Origin of the sequence: Kitasatospora paranensis (genome assembly GCF_039544005.1) — a bacterium.
Taxonomy (GTDB): domain Bacteria; phylum Actinomycetota; class Actinomycetes; order Streptomycetales; family Streptomycetaceae; genus Kitasatospora; species Kitasatospora paranensis.
Window position 1 is genome coordinate 5,054,781 of sequence record NZ_BAABKV010000001.1, and the last position, 24,605, is coordinate 5,079,385.

Below are 24,605 nucleotides of genomic sequence, written 5' to 3' on the forward strand. Positions count from 1 at the left end.
CGACCGCGACCCCGTTTGGCATCATCGCGCCGACTGGATCATGGCGAGTGGATCATGGTGCGGCTGTCGATCTGCCGGGGGCTGAGCACATGTTGGACATGCTGGGATTGGACGCCAGGACCGAGGCCGTCTACTGGCCGATCCCACCGGGGGTGTGGACGATCTCTGCCGGCAGCTGGGCATGCCGGAGGGTGCCGTCCGTGAGGCGCTCGACACGCTGGCGGATCTGCGACTGCTGCGGGCCTCGCGGGACGCGCCCGGTGCGCTGCGCCCGGTCAGCCCCGAGCTGGGGCTGGGGTTGATCCTGCGCAGCCAGGAGGACGAGCTGCGCCGCCGTCAGCAGGAGCTCGCACTGAGCAAGGCGGCGGCCGCGCTCGCGGTCAGCAAGTACGCCGCGCGGGCCCCGAGGGCCGAGAGCGGGGGCGCCGAACGTCTGGTCGGTCTCGACGCCATCCAGGCCAAGCTGGAGATCCTCGCGCGGGAGGTCGGCGGCGAGTGCCTGTCGGTGATGCCCGGAGGTGCCCAGTCCCAGGTCAGCCTGGACGCGTCACGGTCCCTGGACGCCGACGCGTCGGCCCGCGGTGTCGAGCTGCTGACGCTCTATCAGGACAGCGTCCGCAACGACGCCCCCACCTTCGAGTACGCCCAGTGGCTGACCGAACTCGGCGGTCAGGTGCGGACCTGCCCGACCTTGCCGCCGCGCATGCTGATCTTCGACAGGGAGGTCGCCGTCGTCCCCATCGATCCGGCCAACACCAGGCTTGGCGCGCTCTGCACCCGCGAGCCGGGCATCGTTGCGTCCCTGGTTGCCCTCTTCGAGCAGACCTGGCAGGTCGGCGTGCCGCTGGGCGCAGACCGGCCGCAGCCGTCCGGTCCGGGGCTGACCTCCGGTGAGCGGGAGCTGTTGCGACTGCTGGCGGGTGGTCTGACCGACGAGGCGGCCGGCAAGCGGCTCGGGGTGTCGGTGCGTACGGTGCGGCGCCAGATGGCCGCCCTGATGGAGCGCCTCCACGCCTCCAGCCGCTTCGAGGCCGGTCTCAGGGCGGCCCAGCAGGGCTGGCTCTGAAACCGCTGCCGCGCGGGGCCGTTGCCGTCGGATCGCGGCGGGCGCGCGCCCGCCGCCCGCCGATCCGCCGCGATGCGGGGAGCGGGCCGGGCGGCCGGCCTGCCGCCGGTGCTGCCCGGCCCTGCGGCCTCAGATGCTGGCGACCACGCGGTCGGCGAGCACGTACACCGTCTCGTCGTCGGTGGAGAAGGTCAGCGAGTACGAGCCGGAGAACCGTGAGCCGCCGAGCAGCCGGACGTCCTCGCCGGCCTGGACGGCGTCGATCAGGCGGTAGGCCGCCTCGCGGTCGCCCGGGGCCACGCAGAGCGTGGTGCCGTCGGCGAAGGCGTACACGTCCAGGGTGCCGAGCGGTCCGGGGCGCACGTCGGTGAGGGCGATCCGGTCGTCCGCGAGGGCGGCCAGCCGGGTGTCCGTCCACTCGCGCGAGGGCGTCTGGCTCGGCACGAAGTCCGGGTGGGACGGGTGGCGGCGCGGGTCGGGTGCGGTGGCCGGCTCGGCGTCGGCGTCCAGCAGGCCGGCCTCAAGACCGGTGGCGATCAGGTCGGCCTCGCGGCGGGCGCGGACGTCGCCGCCGCCGTCGGCCGGGTGCGGCAGGCCGCCGCCCTGGGCGGGGTGTCCCGTCCGGGCGCCGCCCTCGGGGCCGCCGTCCTTGATGATGTCCTCGAGCGCGTTGCGCAGCGCCTCGCCGAAGCCCGGGTCCATGGTGGCCGCGTTGTCGGCGGCGTCCTCGGGGCCGGTCGGGCGCGGGAAGAAGAGCGGCCACTCCTCCGCGGCGGTCAGGAACGGCCCGTCGTACATCGGGCCGTCCTCGGTGGCGCGGGCCTCCTGCTCGGCCCAGAACGCCCGTGCCTCGGTGATCTCCCGCTCACGGTCGGCGGCGAGCGCCTCGACGACGGCCCGGCGTATCACGGCCTCGTCGACGACGGCCGCGGCCGGGGCGGTGTCCCGGTCGTCCAACCGGCGCGCCAGCGCGCGGACCTGGAGCAGCACAGCGGTGGCGACGGCGATGAGGATCAGCAGGAGAGAGAGGAAGACGGCGCTCACGGAATGTACTCCTTGCGAGGAGTGGAACGGGGTTGCACGTCCACAGTGCCGCATGGGCGTCCGTTGCTGCAGTGGCTGATGTCCCAATTCTGATGAACTTCCCCACTTGTCCTCAAATTGTTAGGTACAACCCCTCTACGCAGCGCAGTCGTCCCATTCCGTTGCGTCGATGAAACGGCTCGGAAATGAAAATCGAGGGCCGGATCACGTTTCGCGTGTGATCCGGCCCTCAGTTACGGAGGGTCACTCCGAATGGGTGGTTTCCCGCTTCCCCGGGGGTGGGGAGGGTCAGCTGAGGCGTTCGATGACCATGGCCATGCCCTGGCCACCGCCGACGCACATGGTCTCCAGGCCGAACTGCTTGTCGTGCCACTGGAGGGAGTTGATCAGGGTGGTGGTGATGCGGGCGCCGGTCATGCCGAAGGGGTGGCCCACCGCGATGGCGCCGCCGTTGACGTTGAGGCGGTCGAGGTCGATGCCGAGGTCGCGGTAGGAGGGGATGACCTGGGCGGCGAAGGCTTCGTTGATCTCGACGAGGTCGATGTCGTCGATGGTCATGCCGGCGCGGGCGAGGGCCTGTCGGGAGGCCTCGACGGGGCCGAGGCCCATGATCTCGGGGGAGAGGCCGCTGACGCCGGTGGACACGACGCGGGCGAGGGGGTGATGCCGAGTTCGCGGGCCTTGGTGTCGGACATGATCACGAGGGCGGCGGCGCCGTCGTTGAGGGGGCAGCAGTTGCCGGCGGTCACGGTGCCGTCGGGGCGGAAGACGGGCTTGAGGCCGGACACGGCGTCGAGGGTGACGCCGGCGCGGGGGCCGTCGTCCTGGGAGACGACGGTGCCGTCGGGGGTGGTGACGGGGGTGATCTCGCGCTGCCAGAAGCCGGCCTTGATGGCCTGCTCGGCGAGGTTCTGGGAGCGGACGGCGAACTCGTCCTGCTCGGCGCGGGTGATGCCCTTGAGGGCGGCGAGGTTCTCGGCGGTCTGGCCCATGGCGATGTAGGCGTCGGGGGCGAGGCCGTCCTCGCGGGGGTCGTGCCATTCGCCGCCGCCGTGCTCGGCGCGGTGGGCGGTGCGGGCCTTGGCGTCGGCGAAGAGCGGGTTCTCGGTGCCGGGCATGCCGTCCGAGGTGCCGTTGATGCTGCGGGAGACGGCCTCGACGCCGGCGGAGATGAAGATGTCGCCCTCGCCAGCCTTGATGGCGTGCAGTGCCATCCGGGTGGTCTGCAGCGAGGAGGAGCAGTAGCGGGTGACGGTGGCGCCGGGCAGGTAGTCCATGCCCATCTGCACCGCGACGATGCGGGCGAGGTTGTGGCCCTGCTCGCCGCCGGGCAGGCCGCAGCCGAGCATCAGGTCCTCGATCAGGCGCGGGTCCAGCTCCGGCACCTTGGCGAGGGCCGCGGCGATGATCTGCGCGGTGAGGTCGTCCGGGCGGACGTCCTTCAGCGAGCCCTTGAAGGCCCGGCCGATCGGCGAACGGGCAGCACTGACGATGACGGCTTCGGGCATGGTGGGCTCCTCGCGGGTCGACCGGCTGGCGGGTGCCCGCGGGTGAGCGCCGAGCGGCCCCGAGGGCACCCGGGAGGAAAGTTACCGCTAAGTAGGTCCGGCGTCACCCGCGCCCGGGTGTGAGTTGGCCGACGCCGCCTCGGGCACGCCCGTCCCCGGCAGGCCGAGCCGCAGCCGGTGCCGCAGCAGCGCCCAGCGCCGCGCCGCCGCCTCCGGCCCGGCCGCCGCCACCTCGGTGCCGGAACGGCCCGCCGCGGCCGCCGCCGCCACCTCCACCGGCAGCACCGCCTGGGCCTGCGGCGGCTCGACGGCGCCGCTCTCGGCCGGCCACAGGTCGACCGCCGCGCAGAGCGAGGGCAGCATCGCCATCGCCGCCGTCGCGTAGCCCTGCGCCGACGGGTGGTAGCGGTCGGCCGCGAACATCTCCGGCCGGGCCGCGAACTCGGGGCCGAGCAGGGAGCCGAGCGACACCGTCCGGCCGCCCGCCTCCACCACCGCGATGGTCTGCGCCGCCGCCAGCTGGCGGCTGAGCCGCCGGGCCACCCAGCGCAGCGGCGGCCGCACCGGCTTGATGGTGCCCAGATCCGGGCAGGTGCCGACCACCACCTCGCAGCCGGCCGCCTGCAGCGCGCGGACGGCGTCGCCGAGCTGCCGCACGGACTGCGCCGCGGGGCTGCGCCGGGTGACGTCGTTGGCGCCGATCATGATCACGGCCAGCGCGGGCCGGTGCGGCAGTGCCCGTTCGACCTGCCACGCGAGGTCGGGCGAGCGGGCGCCGGACTTCGCCACGTTGACCAGCCGCACCCTGCGCTCCGCCACCGAGGCGAGCCCCGAGGCCAGCAGTGCGCCCGGGGTGTCCCGCCCGCGGGACACCCCGAGCCCGGCCGCCGTGGAGTCGCCCAGGAAGGCCAGCACCAGCGGGGGTCCGCGGCGGCCGCGGCGGCGCCGTCGGCGAACGCGTCCCCGTACACCCCGTCCGCGTGCGGCGGATCGCCGTCCAGCAGCCCGATCGCGCGGATCGCGAGCCTGCTCTCGGTCAGCAGCAGTCCGGCCAGCCCCACGCCGAGCAGCCCCAGACCGCCGCCGCCGTACGCGGCGGCCGTGGCGATCCGGCGGGCCACCCGCGCCCTTGACGCCTGTGCCCCTGGCATCCTGCACCCCCTTGTGCGGTCGTCCGGAGCCGTTGTACCCCGTCCTACCCCGCACGGCCGCGCGGCTATCGGGGCCTTCGGCCATCCGTGGCCATACCCTTTAGACACCCACAGTCACATGCGCCACTACCCGGGAGGATCCCCGTGCGGTACAGCAATTCGATCATCGAGCTGGTCGGCAACACGCCCCTGGTCAAGCTCACCAAGGTCACCGAGGGGATCAGCGCCACCGTGCTGGCGAAGGTCGAGTACTTCAACCCGGGCGGCTCGGTGAAGGACCGGATCGCGCTGCGGATGATCGAGGCGGCCGAGGCCTCGGGTGCGCTCAAGCCCGGCGGGACGATCGTCGAGCCGACCTCCGGCAACACCGGCGTGGGCCTGGCGATCGTGGCGCAGCAGAAGGGCTACAAGTGCATCTTCGTCTGCCCGGACAAGGTCTCCACCGACAAGATCAACACCCTCCGGGCGTACGGCGCCGAGGTGGTCGTCTGTCCGACCGCAGTCGCCCCTGAGCACCCGGACTCCTACTACAACGTCTCCGACCGCCTCGTCCGCGAGACCCCGAACGCCTGGAAGCCGGACCAGTACTCCAACCCGGACAACCCGGCCTCGCACTACCACTCCACCGGTCCGGAGCTGTGGGAGCAGACCGACGGGCGGATCACCCACTTCGTCGCGGGCGTGGGCACCGGCGGCACCATCTCCGGCACCGGCCGCTACCTGAAGGACGCCTCCGGCGGCGCGGTGCAGGTCATCGGCGCCGACCCGGAGGGCTCGGTGTACTCCGGCGGCACCGGCCGCCCGTACCTGGTCGAGGGCGTCGGCGAGGACTTCTGGCCGACCGCGTACGACCGCGAGGTGGCCGACGAGATCGTGGCCGTGTCCGACAAGGACTCCTTCCAGATGACCCGCCGCCTTGCCAAGGAGGAGGGCCTGCTGGTCGGCGGCTCCTGCGGGATGGCCGTGGTGGCCGCGCTGGAGGTCGCCTCCCGGCTGGGCCCGGACGACGTGGTGGTCGTGCTGCTGCCGGACGGCGGCCGCGGCTACCTCTCCAAGATCTTCAACGACGACTGGATGGCCGACTACGGCTTCCTGCCGACCGCCACCGACGAGGCGCACATCGGCGAGGTGCTCGCCCGCAAGGACGCCGTCGAGCACGAGGGCATCCCGCAGTTCGTCCACATGCACCCGGGCGAGACGGTCGCCGAGGCCGTCCGCGTGCTGCGCGACTTCGGCGTCTCGCAGATGCCGGTGGTCTCGCCCGGCGCCGGCCACCCGGACATCATGGCCGGCGAGGTGATCGGCTCGGTGGTCGAGCGCGAGCTGCTCGACGGCCTGTTCGCCCAGCGGATCCAGCTGACCGACTCGCTGGACAAGGTGATGTCCAAGCCGCTGCCGGTGGTCGGCTCGGGCGAGTCGGTGACCAACCTGATGACCGTGCTGGAGAAGGCCGACGCGGTGGTCGTGCTGGTCGAGGGCAAGCCGCAGGGCATCGTCACCCGCCAGGACCTGCTGGCCTTCCTGACCAGCCGCGCCGGTCACTGACGCGCCGTCGGCCGCTGACGCCCTGTCGGTGCCGTCGGCACCGACCGGGCGTCCGCCGTGCCGGGGCCGCCCCCGCTGTGCCGAACAGGTGAAAGGCCGGCGTCCCGCCAGTTGGTACACCGACGTCACCTCGACGCATCAGCCCGTTAACAACGGTCGTGCATCGTATTGGTCAACGGCAAGACGCCGAGCATGGTGACAGCGGAGGCGGGAGCGGCTCCCCGGCCCGCAGTCACCACGGACACGTCGGTCGGCCCTGACCCGGCCCTCCGTGTCCTGCCCGCGGGGGTTGCCGTCGTCCCGCCCCTGTTCGGCCTCGGCCTTCGGGTCGGGGCTGCCGACAGGGTGCGGCACCCCCGCGGCACCCATCGCGCCGAAAGGCGCGTCTCCGCGGCTCCCGGGTGGGGAGCCCAAGCGGAGACGGGAGGGCCGGTCCCCAGCTTCTGGGGGCCGGCCCTACCCGTGTTCGCCCTTCGGGGCCCGGCCCATTTGGGTCCGCCCGCCCGCTGACCTAGGCTCGCCGCCATGACCAGCACTGACCTGCCCGCGCAGGACGCACCGCGTTACGTACGCCTCAGCATCGAGCTCATCGCCGAGATCACCGATGAGCAGGCCCTCAAGGCCGCCGCGCTCGCCCAGGTCGAGAACGACGAGTACCTCGACGACGAGGAGCGCACCCAGTCCGTCGAGGCCATCGAGGTGGACCCGTCCGGCTCGCTCGCCCACTTCATCGACCCCGTCGCGCTGCTCGGCGACGTCCCGGGCATCGAGCTGACGTCGGCGACCTGGGAGTCGGCCCACACCGAGTACGACCCCGAGGACGAGAGCTGGGACGAGTACAGCGTCGAGGCCTCGGACGAGGCGGACGGCGAGTAGCCGAGCCCTTCCTGCGGTGCCGTGAGTTCCGCCACAGAGAGCCCGATCCGGACCTTTCCGGACCGGGCTCTTTGTCCGTTATGGAGCGATCGGAAGTACTCTCGTACGATCTCAAGCATTTGCGCCTTGGAACCGATTCATGCCGGTTTGCGGTGCTTGATTCCGTACCCGCGCCGCCGTGCGCGAACGCCGACCAGCAGGGAGAACACCGTGACGGCACCCGAGAAGCAGGAGCGAGGGACCAAGGGCACCTGGACCCGCCGCGGAGTGCTCGCCGGCCTGCTCGGCGCCCCCGTGCTGCTGGTCGCCGCGTGCAACGACCCCGTCTCCTCCTCGGGTTCCGCCGCCTCCGGCACGACCGCGGCCGGGGTGGGCGGCGTTCCGGCCGCCGGCGCCACCGGCACCCCCAGCAGCAGCCCCCGGACGTCGACCGCCCGAATATCCATATCCCCGGCCGACGGCGTCAGCACCGCGTCCTTCACCAGGCCGATCACCGTCACTGTCACCGGCGGCACCCTCGCGTCCGTCACCGCCACCGACGGGAGCGGCCGCGCCGTCCCCGGCACCCGCGCCGCCGACGGCCTCAGCTGGACCTCCACCGGCCCGCTCGCCAGCGGCACCCGCTACTCCGTGGCCGCGTCGGCCGTCGACAAGGACGGGCTGGAGGCCGACGCGCACGCCGCGTTCGCCACCGCCTCCCCCGCGAACACCTTCGTCGGCTACTTCACGCCCGAGGACGGCGCCACCGTCGGCGTCGGCATGCCGGTCACCATCAACTTCAACAAGCCGGTCGCCAACCGCAGGGCCGTCGAGCAGGCGATCACCGTCACCGCCGACACCGGCGTCGAGGTCGTCGGGCACTGGTTCTCCAGCACCCGGCTCGACTTCCGCCCCCGTGACTACTGGGCGAAGGGCACCACCGTCACCCTCAAGCTCCGCCTCAAGGACGTCGAGGGCGCCAAGGGCGTCTACGGCACCCAGTCCAAGGACGTCCGCTTCACCGTCGGCCGCAGCCGCACCAGCGTCGCCGACCTCTCCGCCCACACCCTCACCGTCACCACCGACGGCCAGGTCACCGCGACCTACCCGATCATCGGCGGCGCCCCCGACCACAGGACCTGGGGCGGCAAGCTGGTCATCTCCGAGCAGTTCGAGCAGACCAAGATGGACTCCACCACCGTCGGCCTCGGCGACGAGTACAACATCCCGGACGTGCCGCACGCCCAGCGGCTCACCACCTCCGGCACCTTCATCCACGGCAACTACTGGTCGCCCGCCGCCGCCTTCGGCACGGCCAACCTCAGCCACGGCTGCATCGCCCTGCGCGACGTCAAGGGCGGCGGTGACGCCACCACCGACGCTGCCGTCTTCTTCGCGCACTCGATGGTCGGCGACGTCGTCGAGGTGATCAACTCCGGTGACCAGACGGTCTCCCCGACCAACGGCCTCAGCGGCTGGAACCTCGGCTGGGCCGACTGGAAGGCCGGCAGCGCGCTCTGACGCGCCACCGGGCCGTCGGCCCGGCGCGGGGTCCCGGCGGGCCCCGCGCCGAGCGCCGTGTCGCGAACCCGCCGGTGCCCGGGCGGAGGGTCCGGCAGGCTGACGGCATGACCACCGCCACCGCGATCGCCGTCCTGGCGATCGACGCCGACACCTGTGCCGACCTCCGCCGCTGCGACGACGCGGGCCGACCGCCCGTGCTGTCCGCCCCCGCCGAGGGCGGCGCCCCGCTGCGCTGCTGCCTCACCCGGGCCCGCCCCGGCGAGGCGATCGCCCTGGTCTCCTACGCCCCGCTGCGCCGCTGGGCCGCCCGGACGGGGGCCGACCCCGGCCCGTACGACGAGCAGGGCCCGGTCTTCCTGCACGCCGGCCCCTGCGCGGGCCCGGCACCGGGCTGGCCGGACGGGATGCACCACGGCCCCCGGGTGCTGCGCGCCTACGACCGGCACGGGCACATCCTGCGCGGTGTCCCGGTCGAGCCGGCCGCCGCCCGGGACGCGGCCGCGGACCTGCTCGCGGACCCGGAGGTCGTCCTGGTGCACGTCCGCGCCCTCGGGTTCGGCTGCTTCCAGCACGAGGTGCGGCGCGGCTGAGCCGCCGCCGACGGCCCGGGCCGGGCGCTCAGTGCTCCTCGGGGCCGTCCGCCTGGCGTGCCGTCCACACCGCGCGCAGCTCCTCCTCGGTGCGGCCCGCGAAGGTCGGGGCGAGGGCCGCGAGCAGGCGTTCGGCGTACTCCTCGGCGGTGCCGACCTGCGGGTGGTCCTTGCGGAACTCGTCCCACTCGACGCAGTCCAGCGGCTCCGCGATGTCCTCCGGCCCGATCGGCCGGTCGGCCCACCAGGCGTCGTCGACGCCGTCGAAGACGTCCCGCAGCAGTTCGTAGCGGAGCGGTACGGACTCGGCGAGCAGGACGGCGTCGTACAGGTCCTTGCCCTGGGCGAAGCCGTCGGTGACCAGCCAGAGGATCTTCCAGGCGAGGGAGAGCTCCCGGTCGGCGGTGCGCAGCCGGGTGCCGGCGCCGACGCCGGAGAGCGCCGGCAGGTCGGTCGGGACGGCCGGGGAGGGCAGCCGCTCGGTGAAGACGAAGTCCAGCTGGACGGTGCCGCCGGGCAGGCCGTCGGCCGTCCAGGGCAGCACGAGGCGGCGGCCGGGCACCCGGTCGTACGTCCAGATCTCGTCCCGGACGGCGCCGGCCGCGTCCAGCCGCGGGCCGCCGGAGAGCCGTTCGCCGGACAGCCGTTCGGAGGTGGCGGCCAGGTCGGTGAGCAGGATGTCCGTCCGGGGGTCCGCCAGCTCCCAGTCGGCAGGGGTGACGACGAAGTCGAGGTCGCCGGGTTCGCGGGCGTCCGCGCCGAACCAGGCGGTGAGCAGGGCGGAGCCGCGCAGCACCAGGTGGTCGGCCCACGGCGTGGCGGCCACCGCGGCGAGCACCGTGTCGAGGGCGGCGCGGCGGGCGGCGTACCAGCGGGCGCCGACGGCGGGGTCGGCGAACTCCGGGTCGCCGGCGCGCATGGCCTTGACGTAGCCGAGCAGCGAGGGGTCGAACACCGGTCGCTGGACGGCGCCCTCGTCGGCCACCGGGTAGAGGGAGCGGGGAGTTGCAGCTCCGCCAGGTCGGCGGTCGCGGGGCGGTGCTGCGGCACGCGCAGTTCCTCGCTCCAGGGGCCGTAGCCGAGGTCCTGCCAGGCGTCGGTCATCGGGTGTGTCCTTCGTGTATCCAGCCGGCGTCGAGCGCCTCGGCGGTGTCGAGAACGGCGAACTCGCGTTCGACGGTGAGAATGTGGTGGCCGCCCAGGTCGGCGACCAGCGCGTCCAGGCGGCGCCCGGCGGTGGCGGAGCCGACCAGGCGGCAGCGCTGGGTGACGAAGTGCTCGCGCCGCCCGTCCGGCCGGGTGCGGCGGGCGTTGCGGGACAGGTGGGCGTCGTGGCGTTCGGCGATCGCGGCGAGCTCCGGCCCGGGCGGGCCGTCGAGCAGCAGCTTGACGTGGTGTTCGAAGTAGTAGGCCGGCCCGAGGCGGCGCGCCCGGGCGTCGGTGGCGGGTACGCCGCCGGCCCAGGGCGCGGCCTCGATCTTGGTGCGGAGCACCGCGAACCCGGCCCCGCCCACCGCCTCGGCGGTCCGCGCGGCGAGGGCGGCCGCGTCGGCGAGACTGCCGGCCGTCCGCAGCGTCAGCATCGGCTGCCGGGGGACGGCCCCGCGGGACAGTTCGATGTCGACCACCTTGAGCCCGCGTTCGGCGGCCCAGCCGGTGAACTCCCGGCCCTGCTGCGGTGCGACGGTCAGGTGGATCTCGAAGTCGCCGTGGAAGGACGGCGGGTGGGTCGGCCGGGTCGGCTGGGTGGCGTGCACCGGGGCATCCTGTCAGGCGGTGCCGACAGCCGGGCCGACGGTGGGAGCGGCGGTCGGAGTGGTGGTCCGCACCGCCGCCAGCACGGCGGCCGCCCGGTCCCCGGTGAAGGCGGCCACCGGGTTCTCGAACTGCGACCAGGGCAGCGGGACGGTCTCGCCGAGGGCGCGGAACTGCTCGACGGCCTCGACGTGCCGCTTGTGCCGGTGCAGCAGGAGCGCCGCCCAGCCGCGGGCGTCCGCCAGCCGGTGGTGGTCGGCCGGGGCGGCGGCCAGGTCGGCGAGGACGGCGTCGAGGGCCGCGCCGAGCTCGGGCCGGAGGTACCCCTGCGGTGCCTGCGGGGTGCCCGCGTACTGCTCCCAGTACGCCTCCAGCCGGAGCGCGGTGAGGAGGCTGCCCGCCGGGGCCGTCGAGGCGGCGGTGTCGGCGAACGCGTGCATCAGCTCGTGGCTGCCGTGCCACTTGGCGCACCAGTACTGGAGGGCCTGGAGGTGGGCGCCGGTGTGGTGCGGGTCGCGCGCGACGATGTCCGCCCACAGGGCACGGAACCGCTCGTTGTCCCAGTTCAGGCCGCGGGCGATCCGGGCGAGCGCGACCAGGGCGTTGGGGTCGCCGGGGTCGGCCAGGGCGGCGGCCTCCCGGGCGGCCGCCTCGGCCTCGCCGAGCACCCGGTGGAAGCCGTCGGCCTGCTCCCGGGTGACGTGCTGGGCGCGCTTCCCGCTGCGGACCGTCCAGGCGATCATGACCAGCGCCTCGGCGTGCAGCAGCGCGGCCTGCGGGTCCTCGGGCCGTTCGCGGCGCCAGGCCTGCAGCCAGATGTCGTCCTCGGCGGCGAGGTCGGAGAAGGGCCGCATCCGGTACCAGAGCAGGTCCGAGGTGGTGCCGACGGCCTTGAGGTGGTCGGCGACCGGGCGCCAGTCGCCGGCCCGGGCGGCGGCGAGCGCCTCGGCCGTGCCGGGGAGGTGCCGGGCGTCCTGCACGACCAGCCGGGCGGCCGGCAGCAGGCCGTGCTCGGACGGGACGACGGAGGGCCCCGGCGCCGGGCGGGCGGCGATGGCCGCGGCCTGGAGCCGGGCCGTGCGCGCCTTGGCCCACCAGGTGAAGAGCCGGGCGCCGACGAGCAGGAGCAGGGGGACGATGACGATCAGGCGGGCCATGGCCGTTACTTCCGGAGGTCGGTGAGGGGGCGGCGGGGACGGCCTCGGCGGCGAGGCCCGCCCCGGCCAGCAGGGCACGCAGCGGCGCGGTGTCCGGGGTGTCGGTGACGGCGGCGCCGAGGGCGGCGGGCAGGGCCTCGGCCACCCCGTCGGGCAGGCGCAGTTCGGCGGGGGCGGACCAGGAGAACTCCCAGCGGGCCAGGCCGGCCTCGGCGAGGGCGAGCAGGGCCGTCCGGGAGAGCGCGGTACGCAGGGCGGGCCGCAGGAACTCGCGGGCGGCGCGGCCGGTCGCGGCGGCGGCCTCCGCGCTCTTCGGCAGCCGGTCGGCGATCTCGAAGCCGCGGCCGGCGTCGACCGCGTCGAGCAGCGCGTCGAGGGTGGGCGCGCACCCGGCCTCGGTGAGGGCCCGGTGGACGGGCTGCGCGGCGGCGCGGGCGTTGCGGACGCCGGTGGCCTGGAGCAGGTCGGGCCAGTCCAGGCGCTCCTTGCCGGCCGCCTCGGGCACCAGGGTGGCGTGCTCCAGCGCGGCGAGGGTGCGCTCGGGGTCGCGGAGCAGGGCCAGGGCGGGGCCGGACCCTTCGGCGCTGCGGCCGTCGGCGGGCAGCGCCTCGACGGCGGCGACCCGCCGGGCGATCGGCGGGTGGGAGTCGTACGGGTCGGCCTCGGTCTCGGGCAGGCCGATCGCGGCGAGCTCCTTGCGGCGCTCGGGGTCGGTGAGCAGCCGGCCGAGGCCGCCGTAGACCTCGCCGGGCGGCGGGAGCAGGCCGTCGTCCCAGCCCATGGTGGCGTAGCGCTCCATGTAGAAGCCGTGGGCGGTGTCCAGGACGGGGATGCGGCGCAGGGCGGCAGCGGTGGCGTCGCGGCCGGCGATCGTGGCGGCGGCCCGGTCGGCGGCGTACTCCTGGCGGCGGCTGACGGCTTCGGAGACCCGGAAGTAGAGCTTGGCGTACTGGGTGAACAGGCCGGCGAGGACGCGGTCCACGCCGCCGCCGGCCTCCTCGCCGCTGGCCTGCTTGCCCTTGGCGAGGCGCTTGGCGTCCTTCGCGGCGATCTCGGCGGCGGCGCCCGCCCGGTGGGCGTCGGCGCGCCGGTGCAGCGTGCCGATGGTGTGCAGGAGGGCGGTGCGGCCGGCGACGCTGACGCCGGCGAGGCGGACGTCCCGGTTGCTGTAGTGGCCGAACTCGTGGGCGAGCACGGAGTCCAGCTCGCCCTCGGAGAGGCCGAGCAGCAACGGGGCGCCGATCACCAGGTGCCGCGGGCCGGGGACGAGGCCGAGCAGCCGGGTCTCCTCCCGCACGCCCGCGTTGACGTCGGGGACGAGCCGGATCTCGGCCGGGCCGCGGACGCCGGTCAGTGCGGCGATCCGGTCGACCCGCGCCCACAGCTCGGGCTGCTGCTCGCGGGTGACGGGAAGTCCGCCGGCGGCCCCGTCGCGCGGACGGCGGGTCAGGAAGACCACCCGCAGGACGGGGTAGGCCACCGCCGCGGAGAGGGCGTAGATCTTGAGCAGGCCGAGGCTGACGTGGCCCAGGCCGGCGAAGAGCGCGATGTCGAGGCCCAGCAGGCCGAGGATGATGGCGGCCGCCAACAGATAGAAGCCGGCCAGCATCGCGACGGCGAGGGCGGCGCGCCCTGCGGTGTTCGCGGCGGTCGTGGCCGCGGGTTGCGGGGTCGTGCCCACGTGCGGTTCCCCCCGGGGAATGTGTCGATCATGTGTGCGGACGCGTGATCGTAGCGGGCGGGCGGGTCGCCCGCGTACTGCTTTCCGCGCGGGGCCGGCGCACCACCCGCCTCCCCGGCGCCCGCTCCGTACGTCCTGCGCGCTCCCCCGTGCGGGGACGGCGCGGCGCACTAGGCTCGGAGGCATGACCGAGCACCAGTTTTCCCACGGCTTCGAGACCCTCGCCATCCACGCGGGCCAGGAAGCAGACCCCCGGACCGGGGCCGTCGTCACGCCGATCTACCAGGTGTCCACGTACAAGCAGGACGGGGTGGGCGGCCTGCGGGAGGGCTACGAGTACAGCCGTTCCGCCAACCCCACCCGCACCGCTCTGGAGGAGTGCCTCGCTGCGCTGGAGGGCGGTGCCCGCGGCCTCGCCTTCGCCTCCGGCCTCGCCGCCGAGGACACCCTGCTGCGCACGATCCTCAAGCCGGGCGACCACATCGTCATCCCGAACGACGCCTACGGCGGCACGTTCCGGCTGTTCGCGAAGGTGCTGACCCGCTGGGGCGTGGAGTTCTCCGTCGCCAACACCCAGGACCTCGCGGACGTCCGCGCCCAGCTGCGCCCGAACACCCGGGCGGTGTGGGTGGAGACCCCGTCCAACCCGCTGCTGGGCATCACCGACCTGACCGCGCTGGCCGAGGTCGCGCACGCGGCGGGCGCGCTGCTGGTGGTCGACAACACCTTCGCCAGCCCGTACCTGCAGCAGCCGATCGCGCTCGGCGCGGACGCCGTGGTGCACTCCACCACCAAGTACATGGGCGGCCACTCGGACGTGGTCGGCGGCGCGCTCGTCCTCGCCGAGGCGGGTCTCGGCGAGGAGGTGGCCTACCACCAGAACGCCATGGGCGCGGTGTCCGGCCCGTTCGACGCGTGGCTGGTGATGCGCGGCATCAAGACGCTGGGCGTCCGGATGGACCGGCACAGCGCCAACGCCGAGAAGGTCGCCGAGCTGCTGGCCGGCCACCCCAAGGTGCACCAGGTGCTCTACCCCGGTCTGCCCGAGCACGCCGGGCACGACATCGCGGCCAAGCAGATGAAGGCGTTCGGCGGCATGGTGTCCTTCCGCGTCAACGGCGGCGAGGAGGCCGCGGTCGAGGTCTGCAACCGCACCGAGCTGTTCACCCTCGGCGAGTCGCTGGGCGGCGTGGAGTCGCTGATCGAGCACCCGGGCCGGATGACCCACGCCTCGGTGGCCGGCTCGGCGCTGGAGGTGCCCGCCGACCTCGTCCGGGTCTCGGTCGGCATCGAGTCGATCGACGACCTGCTGGCCGACCTGCGGCAGGCGCTCGGCTGATCAGGGCGCGCCGCCCTGGCCCGCGGCGTACGACTCCAGGGAGTCGTTGAAGCGGGCCAGCAGGGCGCAGAAGGCCCGCCGCTCGTCGGCGGGCCAGTCCGCCGTCAGGCGGTGCATCAGCTCCTCCCGTCCGGCCTGGACTTCGGCGAGCCGCCGGCCGCCGAGCGGGGTGAGCGCGAGGTGCACCGCCCGCCGGTCGGCCGGGTACGGCACCCGGCCGACCAGGTCGGCCTCCACCAGCGGCGCGGCCTGCCGGGTGACGGTGGAGGAGTCCACGCCGAGCGCGGCGGCCAGCGCCTTGACGCTGACCGGGCCGTGCCGCTGCAGTTCGTCGAGCAGCAGGTACCCGGCGCGGTCCAGGGAGCCCACCGCGGTGTGCCGGACCTGCTCCAGCCGGCGGGCGAACACCGCCACCTGGTGGTGCAGTCGGGGGTCGAGGGGGTCGTGGCGGCCGGCGGTCCCGGGCGAGGTGGTCGTCATCGCGGCTCACGTTCGGGTGGCGGTGCGGGTGCTCGGAGCCAGCAGCGTACGCGCGGGGACCGCTGCCGGGAACAGGGCCGACACCGACCGGGCGCCGGTGCGGAACGGCCCGGGCGGGCGAGCGGGGAAAACCGGCCGCGCCCCGCCGCGGTCGTACGCTGACCGCATGCAGAGCTGGCCGATCACCCTCGACGACGTCCGCGGTGCCCACAAGATGCTGGCCGGGGTCGCCCGGGTCACCCCGATGGAGAGCAGCCGGTACCTGTCCGCGCTGGTCGGCGCCCCCGTGCACCTCAAGTGCGAGAACCTCCAGCGCACCGGCTCCTTCAAGCTGCGCGGCGCGTACGTGCGGATCGCCGGGCTGACCCCGGTGCAGAAGGCGGGCGGCGTGGTCGCCGCCAGCGCCGGCAACCACGCGCAGGGAGTCGCGCTGGCGGCCTCGCTGCTGGGCGTCCACTCGACGGTCTTCATGCCGCTGGGCGCGCCGCTGCCGAAGGTCGCGGCGACCCGGGAGTACGGCGCCGAGGTGCGCCTGCACGGTGCCACGGTGGACGAGACGCTGCTCGCCGCGCAGCGCTGGTCGGAGGCGACCGGCGCGGTGTTCATCCACCCCTTCGACCACTGGGACGTGGTCACCGGTCAGGCGACGGTGGGCTTGGAGATCCTGGAGCAGTGCCCGGAGGTGCGCACCATCCTGGTCGGGGTGGGCGGCGGCGGGCTGATCGCCGGGATCGCCGCCGCGGTCAAGCCGCTGCGCCCGGACGTCCGGGTGGTGGGGGTGCAGGCGGCCGGCGCCGCCGCGTACCCGCCCTCGCTGGCGGCCGGGCGGCCGGTGTCGCTGGAGCGGGTCGCCACCATGGCGGACGGCATCATGGTGGGCCGGCCCGGCGACATCCCGTTCGAGGTGGTGAACACGCTGGCCGACGGGGTGCTCACGGTCTCCGAGGACGCCCTGTCGCGGGCGCTGCTGGTCGGCCTGGAACGGCTGAAGCTGGTGGTCGAGCCGGCCGGGGCGAGCCCGATCGCGGCCCTGCTGGAGCGGCCGGAGGCCTGCGAGGGCCCGGTGGTGGCGGTGCTGTCCGGCGGCAACATCGATCCGCAGCTGATGCAGCGGGTGCTGCGGCACGGGCTGGCGGCGGCCGGCCGTTACCTCTCGCTGCGGGTGCGGCTGGCGGACAAGCCGGGTTCGCTGGCGGCGCTGCTGGCGGTGCTGACCAGGCTGGACGCCAACGTGCTGGACGTGGCGCACGTGCGGATCGACCCGCAGCTGGGCCTGGCCGAGGTGGAGGTGGACCTGCACCTGGAGACCAAGGGGCCGGAGCACTGCGCGGCGGTGATGGGGGAGCTGCGGGACGCGGGGTTCGTGGTCGCCCGCTGACCCGGCCGGGGTGGCCCCGGCGGGGCCGGCCCGTCACCCTTGACGCGATATATCGCGTACTGCCATGCTCTCCCCGCATACGCGATACATCGCGATTTTGGACCTCCGCCCGATCGGACACCTGTGTGACGATCGGAAGAAATGACGGACACAGAGGAGATGAGGCAGGCCATGGCGCCAGCCATCCAAGCCGAGAACCTGGTCAAGACCTTCGGTGACGTCCGCGCCCTCGACGGGGTCAGCCTCGACGTCCCCGAAGGCACCGTGCTGGGCCTGCTCGGCCCCAACGGAGCCGGCAAGACCACCACCGTCCGCGTCCTCACCACCCTGCTGCGCCCCGACTCCGGGCGCGCCACGGTGGCCGGCCTGGACGTGCTCGCCCACCCCAACCGGGTGCGCAGCCTGATCGGCCTGTCCGGCCAGTACGCCGCCGTCGACGAGTACCTGACCGGCCGCGAGAACCTCCAGATGGTCGGCGAGCTCTACCAGATGAGCGCCCGCGACGCGAAGGCCCGCGCGCGGGAGCTGCTGGAGTGGTTCAACCTCACCGAGGCCGCCGACCGCACCGCCAAGACCTACTCCGGCGGCATGCGCCGGCGCCTCGACCTGGCCGCCGCCCTGGTCGTCCGCCCGCCGGTGATGTTCCTCGACGAGCCCACCACCGGCCTGGACCCCCGCAACCGCCTCGCGCTGTGGGACGTCATCGAGACCCTGGTGGAGCAGGGCACCACCCTGCTGCTCACCACGCAGTACCTGGAGGAGGCCGACCGTCTCGCCCACGACATCGCGGTGGTCGACCACGGCAAGGTGATCGCCCGCGGCACCGCCGACGAGCTGAAGGCGCAGATCGGCGGCGAGCGGATCGAGGTCGTCGTGCACCGCGCCGACGAGACCTCCGAGGCCCTGGCCGCCCTCGCCCCGTACGCCAAGGGCGACCCGGCGGTGGAGAAGAACACCCGCCGGATCACCGTGCCGGTCAGCGGCGGCGCCAAGGTGCTCGCCGACGTGATCCGCGAGCTCGACGCCCGCTCCATCGAGATCGACGACATCGGCCTGCGCCGCCCCACCCTCGACGACGTGTTCCTCTCGCTCACCGGCCACGCCACCGCGGCCGAGGAGAACGGCGAGGACGGCTCGCAGCAGCCCGCCAAGGGCCGCCGCGGCCACGGGAAGGAGTCCTGACATGACGGCGACCACCACCACCGGCGGCGCCATCGGCCAGGCCGTCCCCCGCCAGCGCACCGGCCTCGCGGCCATGGCCCACGACTCCTGGGTCGTCGCCAGGCGCAACCTGCGCCGGATGACCCGGATCCCCGAGATCGTGGTCTTCGGCCTGATGCAGCCGGTGATGTTCGTGCTGCTCTTCTCGTACGTGATGGGCGGTGCCATCCAGATCCCCGGGACGAGCGCCAGCCACGACACCTACATCCAGTTCCTGATGGCCGGCATCTTCGCGCAGACCGTCACCTTCGCGGTGGCCGGCGCCTCGGCCGGCATCGCGGAGGACATGACCAAGGGCCTGGTCGACCGCTTCCGCTCGCTGCCGATGACCCGCTCCGCGGTGCTGGTCGGGCGCACCCTCGCCGACCTGGTGCAGACCGCCTTCACCCTGCTGGTGCTGGCCCTGGTCGCGCTGCTGGTCGGCTGGCGGATCCACGAGGGCCTCCCCAAAGCGCTCGCCGCCTTCGGCCTGCTGCTCCTGCTGGGCTACGCCTTCTCCTGGATCGGCGCGCTGATCGGCCTGTCGGTGCGCAGTCCCGAGGCGGCCACCTCGGCCGGCCTGATCTGGCTGTTCCCGCTGACCTTCATCTCCAACGCGTTCGTGCCGGTCAGTTCGATGCCGGGCTGGCTCCAGCCGATCGCCTACTGGAACCCGTTCTCGGCGACCGTCCAGGCCTGCCGCGAACTGTTCGGCAACCAGGTCGGCCCGACCCCGGACTCCTGGCCGATGCAGCACGCCGTGCCGGTCTCGGTGGTCTGGTCGCTGGTGATCATGGCGGTGTTCTCCTGGCTGTCGGTGCGCAAGTACCGCTCCGCGGCGGGCTGAGCCCCGGCATGGCGAAGGGCGGCCGGACGGCCGCCCCTTCCGTGTGTCCCGGGTCAGCCGGCGTGCGGCTTGGCCTCGATGATCGTCACGCTGGCGCGCTTGCCGTTCGGCAGCTCGTAGGTGGCGTCCTCGCCGATCTTCTTGCCGTTGATGGAACGGCCGAGCGGCGACTGCGGGGAGTAGATGTCCAGGTCCTCGCCGGCCACCTCGCGGGAGCCGAGCAGGAAGCGCATGGTGTCGTCCTTGTCGCCGTCGAAGGCGACGGTCACGACCATGCCGGGGGCGACGATGCCGGAGTCGGCCGGGGCCTCGCCGACCTTGGCGCGCTCCAGCAGCTGGGTGAGCTGGCGGATCCGGGCCTCGTACTTGCCCTGCTCCTCCTTGGCCGCGTGGTAGCCGGCGTTCTCCTTGAGGTCACCCTCCTCGCGCGCCGCCTCGATCTTCTGGGCGATCTCGGTGCGCCAGGGGCCGGTCAGGTGCTCCAGCTCGGCCTTGAGCTGGTCGTAGCCGGACTGAGTGAGCCAGGTCACGTCATCGCTGGTCTGGGTCACAGGTGCTCCTCGTCGGTACTGGGCGGTGCTGAGGGTTGATCGTCAGCAGGGGATTCGGTCGATTTACAAAGCAACGCCCGCTCCCGGGCGGTCGGCCGCGGAAGGGGCGAAACCACGAGCCTAACAATGTCCGCCCCTCCACGGGAGGGGTGATCGGGCGCGTTGACGCAACGTGACCGCCGAAATGCCCGCGGCACTCCGTACGGATGCCCGCCCGTACGCTCGAATATGCGCCCGGACGAGTGAGATGTGCAAAGGCCCGCTCGGCCCCGCCGCTACTTGTCCGGGGTGCAGCCGAGCAGCTCGGCGGTGGTGCCGCGGGCCGTGGTGCGAAGGGTCACGATCGCCGAGTAACTACTGCCCGCGGCCGGCACGCGGAAGTCGGACTGGCCGACCACCGTCTTGTCCACGCTCATCGACCGTACCGTGCAGACGCCGCCGGTGCCCGCATTCTTCGTCACCGACAGCTGCAGCTGCATCTCCTGGTCGGAAACCGCCTGGAAGGTCGGGACGGTGCCGCTCATCGCGGACTCCCGCAGCACGTACGAGGCGCCGAACCAGGCCACCAGGCCGACGAACAGCACCCCGCAGACCACCGCGGCGATCCGCAGCCGGCGGTCCGCCTCCGCGTCCGAGCGGCGGCTGTAGCGGCCCTCCGGCGGCGCGGAGGTCGTAGGGCTGGAGTCCATGGCGCTGCTCGGTCCTTTCGACGAGGGGCACTCGGGCCCCGGCGGGAATGGAGCGGCCCCTCAGTCCGTCACTATAGAAGGGGCACGTCCGCGCCGGAGTCGGCGGGGGAGCCGACCCGACGATTCGGACATTCCGGGAAGGAAACCAGGCGTTGAGTGAGCAGTTGCGACTGATGGCGGTGCACGCGCACCCGGACGACGAGTCCAGCAAGGGCGCCGCCACCATGGCGATGTACGTCGCCCGGGGGTGGACGTCCTGGTGGCCACCTGCACCGGCGGGGAGCGCGGGTCGATCCTCAACCCGAAGCTCCAGGGCGACCCGTGGGTCGAGGCGAACATCCACGAGGTGCGCCGCAAGGAGATGGACGCGGCCCGCGAGATCCTGGGCGTGCAGCAGGCCTGGCTGGGCTACGTCGACTCGGGCCTGCCCGAGGGCGACCCGCTGCCGCCGCTCCCCGAGGGCTGTTTCGCCCTGGAGGACGTCGACACGGCGGCCGGCGCCCTGGTGAAGCTGATCCGCGAGTTCCGCCCGCACGTGATCACCACGTACGACGAGAACGGCGGGTACCCGCACCCCGACCACATCATGACCCACAAGATCACCATGGTGGCCTTCGACGCCGCCGGTGACCCGGACGCCTACCCGGAGGCCGGCGAGCCCTGGCAGCCGCAGAAGCTGTACTACAACCACGGCTTCCCGATGGGCCGCATCCGCGCCCTGCACGCCTACCTCAGCGAGCACGGCTTCGACTCCCCGTACGGTGAGTGGATCGAGGGCTGGGAGAAGAGCGGCCGCAAGGAGCGCGAGATCACCACCCGCGTGAAGTGCGACGACTGGTTCGAGATCCGGGACAAGGCGCTCATCGCGCACGCCACCCAGATCGACCCGGACGGCCCGTGGTTCCGCGTCCCGATCGACGTCCAGCGAGACGTCTGGCCGACCGAGGACTACGAGCTCGCCCGTTCCCACGTGGACACCGACCTGCCCGAGGACGACCTGTTCGCCGGGCTCCGCAAGTAGCAGCACCCCGGTGGCCCGGCCCGTGTAGGGCCGGGCCACCATGGAGAGATGAGCACCCCCGTGAACCCCACCCACCTCGCCGCCGACCTCGCGCTCGACCAGGCCAAGGTAACCCCCGGCCTGCTGGGCTTCGTGGTCTTCGCCGCGCTCGGCGTCGCGACCTGGTTCCTGCTGAAGTCGATGAACAGCCGCTTCAAGAAGATCGACTTCGCCGAGGACACGGAGCCCGGCAAGGAGTAGCCGCCCCGGCCACGTCCGGCCCCGGCCCGCCCCCGCGATACGCGAGGATGGGCCCATGCCGAACCGTCTCGCCGACGCGACCTCGGCCGTCCGTCGGCTACGCGGCCTGCCACTGGTGCCGGTGAACGCGCAGGCCCGGTGGTCGGCGGCGCTCACACCTCTCTGATGATCACGCGGCTTCCGCAGAGCTTCGACCAGTCGTCGCGGTCGGAGGTCAGCACGATCACGGGGGCCGGGGCCCGTAGCGCGAGAGCGGCGACGAGAGCGTCGATGGCGTATTTGTGTCCGTGCAGCCCGCCGCCGTCCCGGAGCAGCGCCACCGCGGTCAGCGCGTCCTCCTGGATGACCGGTTCCACCCGCAGCCGAGAGAGCACCCACTTCAAGCGCGCCAGGTCGGTCTTTCCCTGTGCGGCTTCGACGATGGTCAGCGCCGACACCAGGACAGGTACTCCGACCTGTCGGGATGCCTCGATGCGAGCTGCCATCCCGCGGTCGTTGCCCAGGAGCAGGGAGAGCGCCTCGGAGTCGAGCACCAGAGAGCGGGCCGGCTGCTCCTTCATGCAGCGCCCCGATGGACGTCTCGGGCGTTCTCTTCTCCGAAGAGATCGCGGCGGGCGGCCTCGATCTCCTGCTCCGTGAGAGCGCCGTGCTCCTTTTCATGGGAGGCGACGATCTCGGCGAGCCCGTCCATGGCGAGCTGGTGCCTGACGGCCTCGGTGATGTAGCTCGACAGCCCTCTGCGGCCGGTCCGCGAGCGGAGCTCACTGATCAACTCGGCGGGCATCGACACGGAAATGTTCTCGGTGGTCCCGGCTCGGGTCGGCTTCATGGCCCCAGTGTAAGACGGTGTCTATTACACCGAGAGGATTTCGATGCCCCGGGCCTTCCCGCGCCGAGAAGCGGCTCTCTGCTGAGCTGCCTGTCCGACCCGGGGCGGACAAGCGCCGTGCCTCCGCCTCCGTGCTCGCGCAGCAGCCGGAGTCGCCCCCGGGGTGGCGAGTGTGGTTCTCGCTGTCCGCCAGTGACAGACTGTCAACCGTGGATCGCTTGGCCAACGCCACCTCCCCACACCCTCAGCAGCACGCCGAAAGCCCGGTGGACTTGTGGCCCTGGGGGCCCGAGCCGTTTGCAGAGGCGGAGCAGCGCGGGGTGCCCGTGCTGCTGTCGGTCGGGTACGCGGCTTGCCACTGGTGCCACTGAACTCGTCGACCCGAGTAGTCCGCGGCTCTTGAGTCTGCCTGGAACGCGAGGCGACACGCTCAGAAGGTGGTGGCCCACTTGGAGGTGGTCATGCCGGTCGGGAGCTCAGGCCCGTAGCGCGCGCAGCACCTCTGCCGCCCCGGGAGGGGCGTTGTCGTTAGCGCCTCACGGTCTTGCCGGACAGCTGGAACTCCGGGGCAGACGTCGGGTATCTGTGCAGCGGGAAGAGTGAAACTCGAGTGCCGAGGTTCCGCCATCTGAGAGTATTGTCGCAGCCACGCTGACGCGCCGTTGGGGCGGCGTGCGCTGGACACGGTGTGAGCGAACGGAGCCCAAGTGTCGCTGGAGAGGTTCTCGCTGGAGAACTATCGCTGCTTCAGAGAGAAGCAGGAGGTGGAGCTTGGCAAGATTACCGTCGTGCTGGGTCGGAACAATTCCGGCAAGAGCGCCGTCGTGCGAGCGCTCCCGCTTCTGTCCATCGGTATCCGTGGCGACTCCCCGTATCCGCTAGACCTGGACCTGGTCCAGGGCTCCACCCCTCGTTCGCGGATCTGATCCATGGCTCGTCACCTCATGGGCACATTCGCCTGGGTGCCACGATCGGCATTGATGGCGGTGGGGTCGTCAGTGCCACCGCCGAGGTCCAGAACATCGCGAACCAGGGAATGCAGCTGGTCTCCTCGTTGGAGATCTCCTGTGGGTCGGAGGTCGCGAATATCTCCTGGATCCGCGGCATCGACGCCTACTCTCCTGAGAAGCGCGCGTATCTTGTCGACGGTCATGAGGGCAAAGTTGGATTTCGCGGACTGCTGCCCGATCCGGCCGACTGGCCGGACTCCGTCGGCGGTGTGCGCGGAGTCACCCGACTGATTCGGGAAGGCCTTGACGAGATCCGGTATCTGGGTCCGTTCAGGAAGAGCCCGGAGCGCTTTTTTCGGTCTCCGGTCAGAACCCTGGGCAGCGTTGGTTACCGGGGGAGCGGGCCCTCGGCGTGCTCGCTGCGGATGAGATGTACGGGCGCGGTCTGATCGGCCGTGAGGTGAACACTCTGCTGGAGAACATCCTGCCCGGCTGGCTCCTTGAAGTCACCGACGTCGGCTCCGGGATGTACATTCCCAAGCTACGTTCCCAGCGCGACCGCGATCTCGTCGTCCACATCGATGACGTCGGCACCGGCGTGGTCCAGTTCCTGCCGATAGTGATCCAACGGGCCGCAGACCGCGTGGAGTCGCCCGCTGGGCCTGTGATCGAGATCGTGGAGGAGCCCGAACTTCATCTCCATCCTTCGGCGCACGCCGCGATCGCCGATCTCTATGTCGACGCCGTGCAGGAGTCGCAGGTGCGCTTCCTGGTGGAGACGCACAGCGAGAACTTCCTCCTTAGACTGCGCCGACGGGTTGCGGAGCGGAAGCTGTCGCCGGATGACGTGAAGATCTACTTCGTCGAACAGGCCGAGGGAGCCGCTACCCTGCGAAAGATCGAAGTGGATGCTCTCGGCAACCTCGACTACTGGCCGCGGGGAGTCTTCGCGGAGGACTTCGAGGAGGTGCGCGCCCTCGCGGACGCGCAGGCGAATCGGATCAACGATGCGCGTTGAGATTCCGGTTGACCTGCTGGCAGATCGCCAAGGCGACGAGAATGCCGAGCTCATATTGAAGCTGATCGGATTCTTTAGGGAGGCGCGGCACGAGTGGGTGATCTCCCCTCATGACATGGACGTCGTCCGTGCGTTCCTGGAGCGTCACGTCCCGGTCCTGGCGCAGATTTACCTGCTACTCGCACAG

General features: G+C 72.7%; 25 protein-coding genes and 4 pseudogenes. 15 read left to right on the forward strand and 14 right to left on the reverse strand.

Annotated elements, in window-relative coordinates:
- Window positions 1-154 precede the first annotated feature (154 nt).
- On the forward strand, window positions 155-1,066 hold the full coding sequence (locus tag ABEB13_RS24365; RefSeq protein ID WP_345707194.1) for a LuxR C-terminal-related transcriptional regulator: 912 nt from the start codon (window positions 155-157) through the stop codon (window positions 1,064-1,066).
- 129 nt (window positions 1,067-1,195) lie between these two features.
- On the opposite strand, the gene ABEB13_RS24370 is transcribed toward ABEB13_RS24365, so the two are convergent.
- The 4 genes and pseudogenes from ABEB13_RS24370 to ABEB13_RS24385 form a co-directional block, all read right to left on the reverse strand.
- A complete protein-coding gene (locus tag ABEB13_RS24370) occupies window positions 1,196-2,110 on the reverse strand; it encodes a hypothetical protein (protein ID WP_100888762.1) in 915 nt (304 codons plus the stop codon).
- A gap of 288 nt (window positions 2,111-2,398) precedes the next feature.
- Window positions 2,399-2,719: an acetyl-CoA C-acetyltransferase gene (locus ABEB13_RS24375; RefSeq protein ID WP_345707195.1), complete on the reverse strand. Its 321-nt coding sequence runs from the start codon at window positions 2,717-2,719 to the stop codon at window positions 2,399-2,401.
- Entirely contained in the window at window positions 2,665-3,618 is a 954-nt protein-coding gene (locus ABEB13_RS24380) for an acetyl-CoA C-acyltransferase (protein WP_345707196.1), read from the reverse strand. The genes ABEB13_RS24375 and ABEB13_RS24380 overlap by 55 nt, the downstream gene beginning before the upstream one ends.
- Before the next feature lie 87 nt (window positions 3,619-3,705).
- Window positions 3,706-4,769: pseudogene (locus tag ABEB13_RS24385) on the reverse strand (SGNH/GDSL hydrolase family protein).
- Window positions 4,770-4,913: 144 nt separating this feature from the next.
- Here ABEB13_RS24385 and ABEB13_RS24390 point away from each other — a divergent pair.
- The 4 genes from ABEB13_RS24390 (at window position 4,914) to ABEB13_RS24405 (ending at window position 9,283) form a co-directional block, all read left to right on the forward strand.
- Complete coding sequence (locus ABEB13_RS24390) at window positions 4,914-6,314, forward strand: cystathionine beta-synthase (RefSeq protein ID WP_345707197.1); 1,401 nt, start codon at window positions 4,914-4,916, stop codon at window positions 6,312-6,314.
- A 525-nt stretch (window positions 6,315-6,839) separates the two neighbouring features.
- Window positions 6,840-7,190, forward strand: coding sequence for a hypothetical protein (locus tag ABEB13_RS24395; protein ID WP_345707198.1), 351 nt, complete (start codon window positions 6,840-6,842; stop codon window positions 7,188-7,190).
- Window positions 7,191-7,400: 210 nt separating this feature from the next.
- Complete coding sequence (locus ABEB13_RS24400; protein ID WP_345707199.1) at window positions 7,401-8,690, forward strand: L,D-transpeptidase; 1,290 nt, start codon at window positions 7,401-7,403, stop codon at window positions 8,688-8,690.
- Between the two features lie 107 nt (window positions 8,691-8,797).
- Window positions 8,798-9,283 carry a DUF1203 domain-containing protein gene (locus tag ABEB13_RS24405; protein ID WP_345707200.1) on the forward strand — a complete coding sequence of 162 codons (486 nt, stop codon included), beginning with the start codon at window positions 8,798-8,800 and terminating at the stop codon, window positions 9,281-9,283.
- A gap of 28 nt (window positions 9,284-9,311) precedes the next feature.
- On the opposite strand, the gene ABEB13_RS24410 is transcribed toward ABEB13_RS24405, so the two are convergent.
- The 4 genes and pseudogenes from ABEB13_RS24410 to ABEB13_RS24425 all read right to left on the reverse strand — a co-directional run.
- Window positions 9,312-10,268 carry a nucleotidyl transferase AbiEii/AbiGii toxin family protein gene (locus ABEB13_RS24410; protein WP_345707201.1) on the reverse strand — a complete coding sequence of 319 codons (957 nt, stop codon included), beginning with the start codon at window positions 10,266-10,268 and terminating at the stop codon, window positions 9,312-9,314.
- A gap of 115 nt (window positions 10,269-10,383) precedes the next feature.
- Complete coding sequence (locus ABEB13_RS24415; protein ID WP_345707202.1) at window positions 10,384-11,040, reverse strand: hypothetical protein; 657 nt, start codon at window positions 11,038-11,040, stop codon at window positions 10,384-10,386.
- Between the two features lie 12 nt (window positions 11,041-11,052).
- The gene (locus ABEB13_RS24420; protein WP_345707203.1) at window positions 11,053-12,195 is read right to left on the reverse strand and encodes a hypothetical protein; all 1,143 of its coding nucleotides are present in this window, start codon (window positions 12,193-12,195) and stop codon (window positions 11,053-11,055) included.
- Window positions 12,196-12,859: 664 nt separating this feature from the next.
- Window positions 12,860-14,104, reverse strand: a pseudogene (locus tag ABEB13_RS24425) (M48 family metallopeptidase); the annotation flags it as partial.
- Here ABEB13_RS24425 and ABEB13_RS24430 point away from each other — a divergent pair.
- Window positions 14,061-15,215 carry a cystathionine gamma-synthase gene (locus ABEB13_RS24430; protein WP_100888752.1) on the forward strand — a complete coding sequence of 385 codons (1,155 nt, stop codon included), beginning with the start codon at window positions 14,061-14,063 and terminating at the stop codon, window positions 15,213-15,215. The pseudogene ABEB13_RS24425 and the gene ABEB13_RS24430 overlap by 44 nt on opposite strands.
- Here ABEB13_RS24430 and ABEB13_RS24435 read toward each other — a convergent pair whose 3' ends face one another.
- Complete coding sequence (locus ABEB13_RS24435) at window positions 15,216-15,695, reverse strand: MarR family winged helix-turn-helix transcriptional regulator (RefSeq protein ID WP_345707204.1); 480 nt, start codon at window positions 15,693-15,695, stop codon at window positions 15,216-15,218.
- Window positions 15,696-15,861: 166 nt separating this feature from the next.
- Here ABEB13_RS24435 and ilvA point away from each other — a divergent pair, with 166 nt between their 5' ends.
- The 3 genes from ilvA to ABEB13_RS24450 all read left to right on the forward strand — a co-directional run bounded on the left by ilvA (window position 15,862) and on the right by ABEB13_RS24450 (window position 19,120).
- Window positions 15,862-17,073 (forward strand): threonine ammonia-lyase, encoded by a 1,212-nt coding sequence (gene ilvA / locus ABEB13_RS24440; protein ID WP_345707205.1) that lies wholly within the window; start codon window positions 15,862-15,864, stop codon window positions 17,071-17,073.
- A 171-nt stretch (window positions 17,074-17,244) separates the two neighbouring features.
- Entirely contained in the window at window positions 17,245-18,255 is a 1,011-nt protein-coding gene (locus ABEB13_RS24445) for an ATP-binding cassette domain-containing protein (RefSeq protein WP_345707206.1), read from the forward strand.
- A gap of 1 nt (window position 18,256) precedes the next feature.
- Window positions 18,257-19,120, forward strand: coding sequence for an ABC transporter permease (locus ABEB13_RS24450; protein WP_345707207.1), 864 nt, complete (start codon window positions 18,257-18,259; stop codon window positions 19,118-19,120).
- Window positions 19,121-19,173: 53 nt separating this feature from the next.
- Here ABEB13_RS24450 and greA read toward each other — a convergent pair whose 3' ends face one another.
- Complete coding sequence (greA, locus tag ABEB13_RS24455) at window positions 19,174-19,671, reverse strand: transcription elongation factor GreA (RefSeq protein ID WP_345707208.1); 498 nt, start codon at window positions 19,669-19,671, stop codon at window positions 19,174-19,176.
- Window positions 19,672-19,946: 275 nt separating this feature from the next.
- Window positions 19,947-20,360, reverse strand: coding sequence for a DUF4307 domain-containing protein (locus ABEB13_RS24460; protein ID WP_100888746.1), 414 nt, complete (start codon window positions 20,358-20,360; stop codon window positions 19,947-19,949).
- A gap of 152 nt (window positions 20,361-20,512) precedes the next feature.
- On the opposite strand from ABEB13_RS24460, the pseudogene mca reads away from it, so the two are divergent.
- A pseudogene (gene mca, locus ABEB13_RS24465) lies at window positions 20,513-21,381 on the forward strand (mycothiol conjugate amidase Mca).
- 48 nt (window positions 21,382-21,429) lie between these two features.
- Window positions 21,430-21,621, forward strand: coding sequence for a hypothetical protein (locus ABEB13_RS24470; RefSeq protein WP_345707209.1), 192 nt, complete (start codon window positions 21,430-21,432; stop codon window positions 21,619-21,621).
- A 152-nt stretch (window positions 21,622-21,773) separates the two neighbouring features.
- On the opposite strand, the gene ABEB13_RS24475 is transcribed toward ABEB13_RS24470, so the two are convergent.
- Both ABEB13_RS24475 and ABEB13_RS24480 read right to left on the reverse strand, forming a co-directional pair.
- Entirely contained in the window at window positions 21,774-22,181 is a 408-nt protein-coding gene (locus ABEB13_RS24475) for a PIN domain-containing protein (RefSeq protein WP_345707210.1), read from the reverse strand.
- Window positions 22,178-22,450: a hypothetical protein gene (locus ABEB13_RS24480; RefSeq protein WP_345707211.1), complete on the reverse strand. Its 273-nt coding sequence runs from the start codon at window positions 22,448-22,450 to the stop codon at window positions 22,178-22,180. Before ABEB13_RS24480 ends, ABEB13_RS24475 begins: the two co-directional genes overlap by 4 nt.
- A 209-nt stretch (window positions 22,451-22,659) precedes the next feature.
- Here ABEB13_RS24480 and ABEB13_RS24485 point away from each other — a divergent pair.
- From ABEB13_RS24485 to ABEB13_RS24500, 4 genes and pseudogenes are all read left to right on the forward strand, one after another.
- A pseudogene (locus tag ABEB13_RS24485) lies at window positions 22,660-22,818 on the forward strand (DUF255 domain-containing protein); the annotation flags it as partial.
- 339 nt (window positions 22,819-23,157) lie between these two features.
- Window positions 23,158-23,376, forward strand: a complete 219-nt coding sequence (locus ABEB13_RS24490; protein WP_345707212.1) for an AAA family ATPase — start codon at window positions 23,158-23,160, stop codon at window positions 23,374-23,376.
- A 110-nt stretch (window positions 23,377-23,486) separates the two neighbouring features.
- The gene (locus tag ABEB13_RS24495; protein WP_345707213.1) at window positions 23,487-23,849 is read left to right on the forward strand and encodes a hypothetical protein; all 363 of its coding nucleotides are present in this window, start codon (window positions 23,487-23,489) and stop codon (window positions 23,847-23,849) included.
- Window positions 23,850-23,860: 11 nt separating this feature from the next.
- A complete protein-coding gene (locus tag ABEB13_RS24500; RefSeq protein ID WP_345707214.1) occupies window positions 23,861-24,418 on the forward strand; it encodes an AAA family ATPase in 558 nt (185 codons plus the stop codon).
- On the opposite strand, the gene ABEB13_RS24505 is transcribed toward ABEB13_RS24500, so the two are convergent.
- Window positions 24,402-24,566: a hypothetical protein gene (locus ABEB13_RS24505; RefSeq protein ID WP_345707215.1), complete on the reverse strand. Its 165-nt coding sequence runs from the start codon at window positions 24,564-24,566 to the stop codon at window positions 24,402-24,404. The two genes, ABEB13_RS24500 and ABEB13_RS24505, sit on opposite strands and share 17 nt — an antisense overlap.
- Window positions 24,567-24,605 lie beyond the last annotated feature (39 nt).

Coding starts and splice junctions, on each gene's coding strand:
- ABEB13_RS24475 (WP_345707210.1), bottom strand. CDS start 22,181: ATGAAGGAGCAGCCGGCCCGCTCTCTGGTGCTCGACTCCGAGGCGCTC.
- ABEB13_RS24450 (WP_345707207.1), top strand. CDS start 18,257: ATGACGGCGACCACCACCACCGGCGGCGCCATCGGCCAGGCCGTCCCC.
- ABEB13_RS24435 (WP_345707204.1), bottom strand. CDS start 15,695: ATGACGACCACCTCGCCCGGGACCGCCGGCCGCCACGACCCCCTCGAC.
- ABEB13_RS24430 (WP_100888752.1), top strand. CDS start 14,061: ATGACCGAGCACCAGTTTTCCCACGGCTTCGAGACCCTCGCCATCCAC.
- ilvA (WP_345707205.1), top strand. CDS start 15,862: ATGCAGAGCTGGCCGATCACCCTCGACGACGTCCGCGGTGCCCACAAG.
- ABEB13_RS24380 (WP_345707196.1), bottom strand. CDS start 3,618: ATGCCCGAAGCCGTCATCGTCAGTGCTGCCCGTTCGCCGATCGGCCGG.
- ABEB13_RS24405 (WP_345707200.1), top strand. CDS start 8,798: ATGACCACCGCCACCGCGATCGCCGTCCTGGCGATCGACGCCGACACC.
- ABEB13_RS24420 (WP_345707203.1), bottom strand. CDS start 12,195: ATGGCCCGCCTGATCGTCATCGTCCCCCTGCTCCTGCTCGTCGGCGCC.
- ABEB13_RS24495 (WP_345707213.1), top strand. CDS start 23,487: ATGCAGCTGGTCTCCTCGTTGGAGATCTCCTGTGGGTCGGAGGTCGCG.
- ABEB13_RS24445 (WP_345707206.1), top strand. CDS start 17,245: ATGGCGCCAGCCATCCAAGCCGAGAACCTGGTCAAGACCTTCGGTGAC.
- ABEB13_RS24375 (WP_345707195.1), bottom strand. CDS start 2,719: ATGGGCCTCGGCCCCGTCGAGGCCTCCCGACAGGCCCTCGCCCGCGCC.
- ABEB13_RS24460 (WP_100888746.1), bottom strand. CDS start 20,360: ATGGACTCCAGCCCTACGACCTCCGCGCCGCCGGAGGGCCGCTACAGC.
- ABEB13_RS24480 (WP_345707211.1), bottom strand. CDS start 22,450: ATGAAGCCGACCCGAGCCGGGACCACCGAGAACATTTCCGTGTCGATG.
- ABEB13_RS24470 (WP_345707209.1), top strand. CDS start 21,430: ATGAGCACCCCCGTGAACCCCACCCACCTCGCCGCCGACCTCGCGCTC.
- ABEB13_RS24395 (WP_345707198.1), top strand. CDS start 6,840: ATGACCAGCACTGACCTGCCCGCGCAGGACGCACCGCGTTACGTACGC.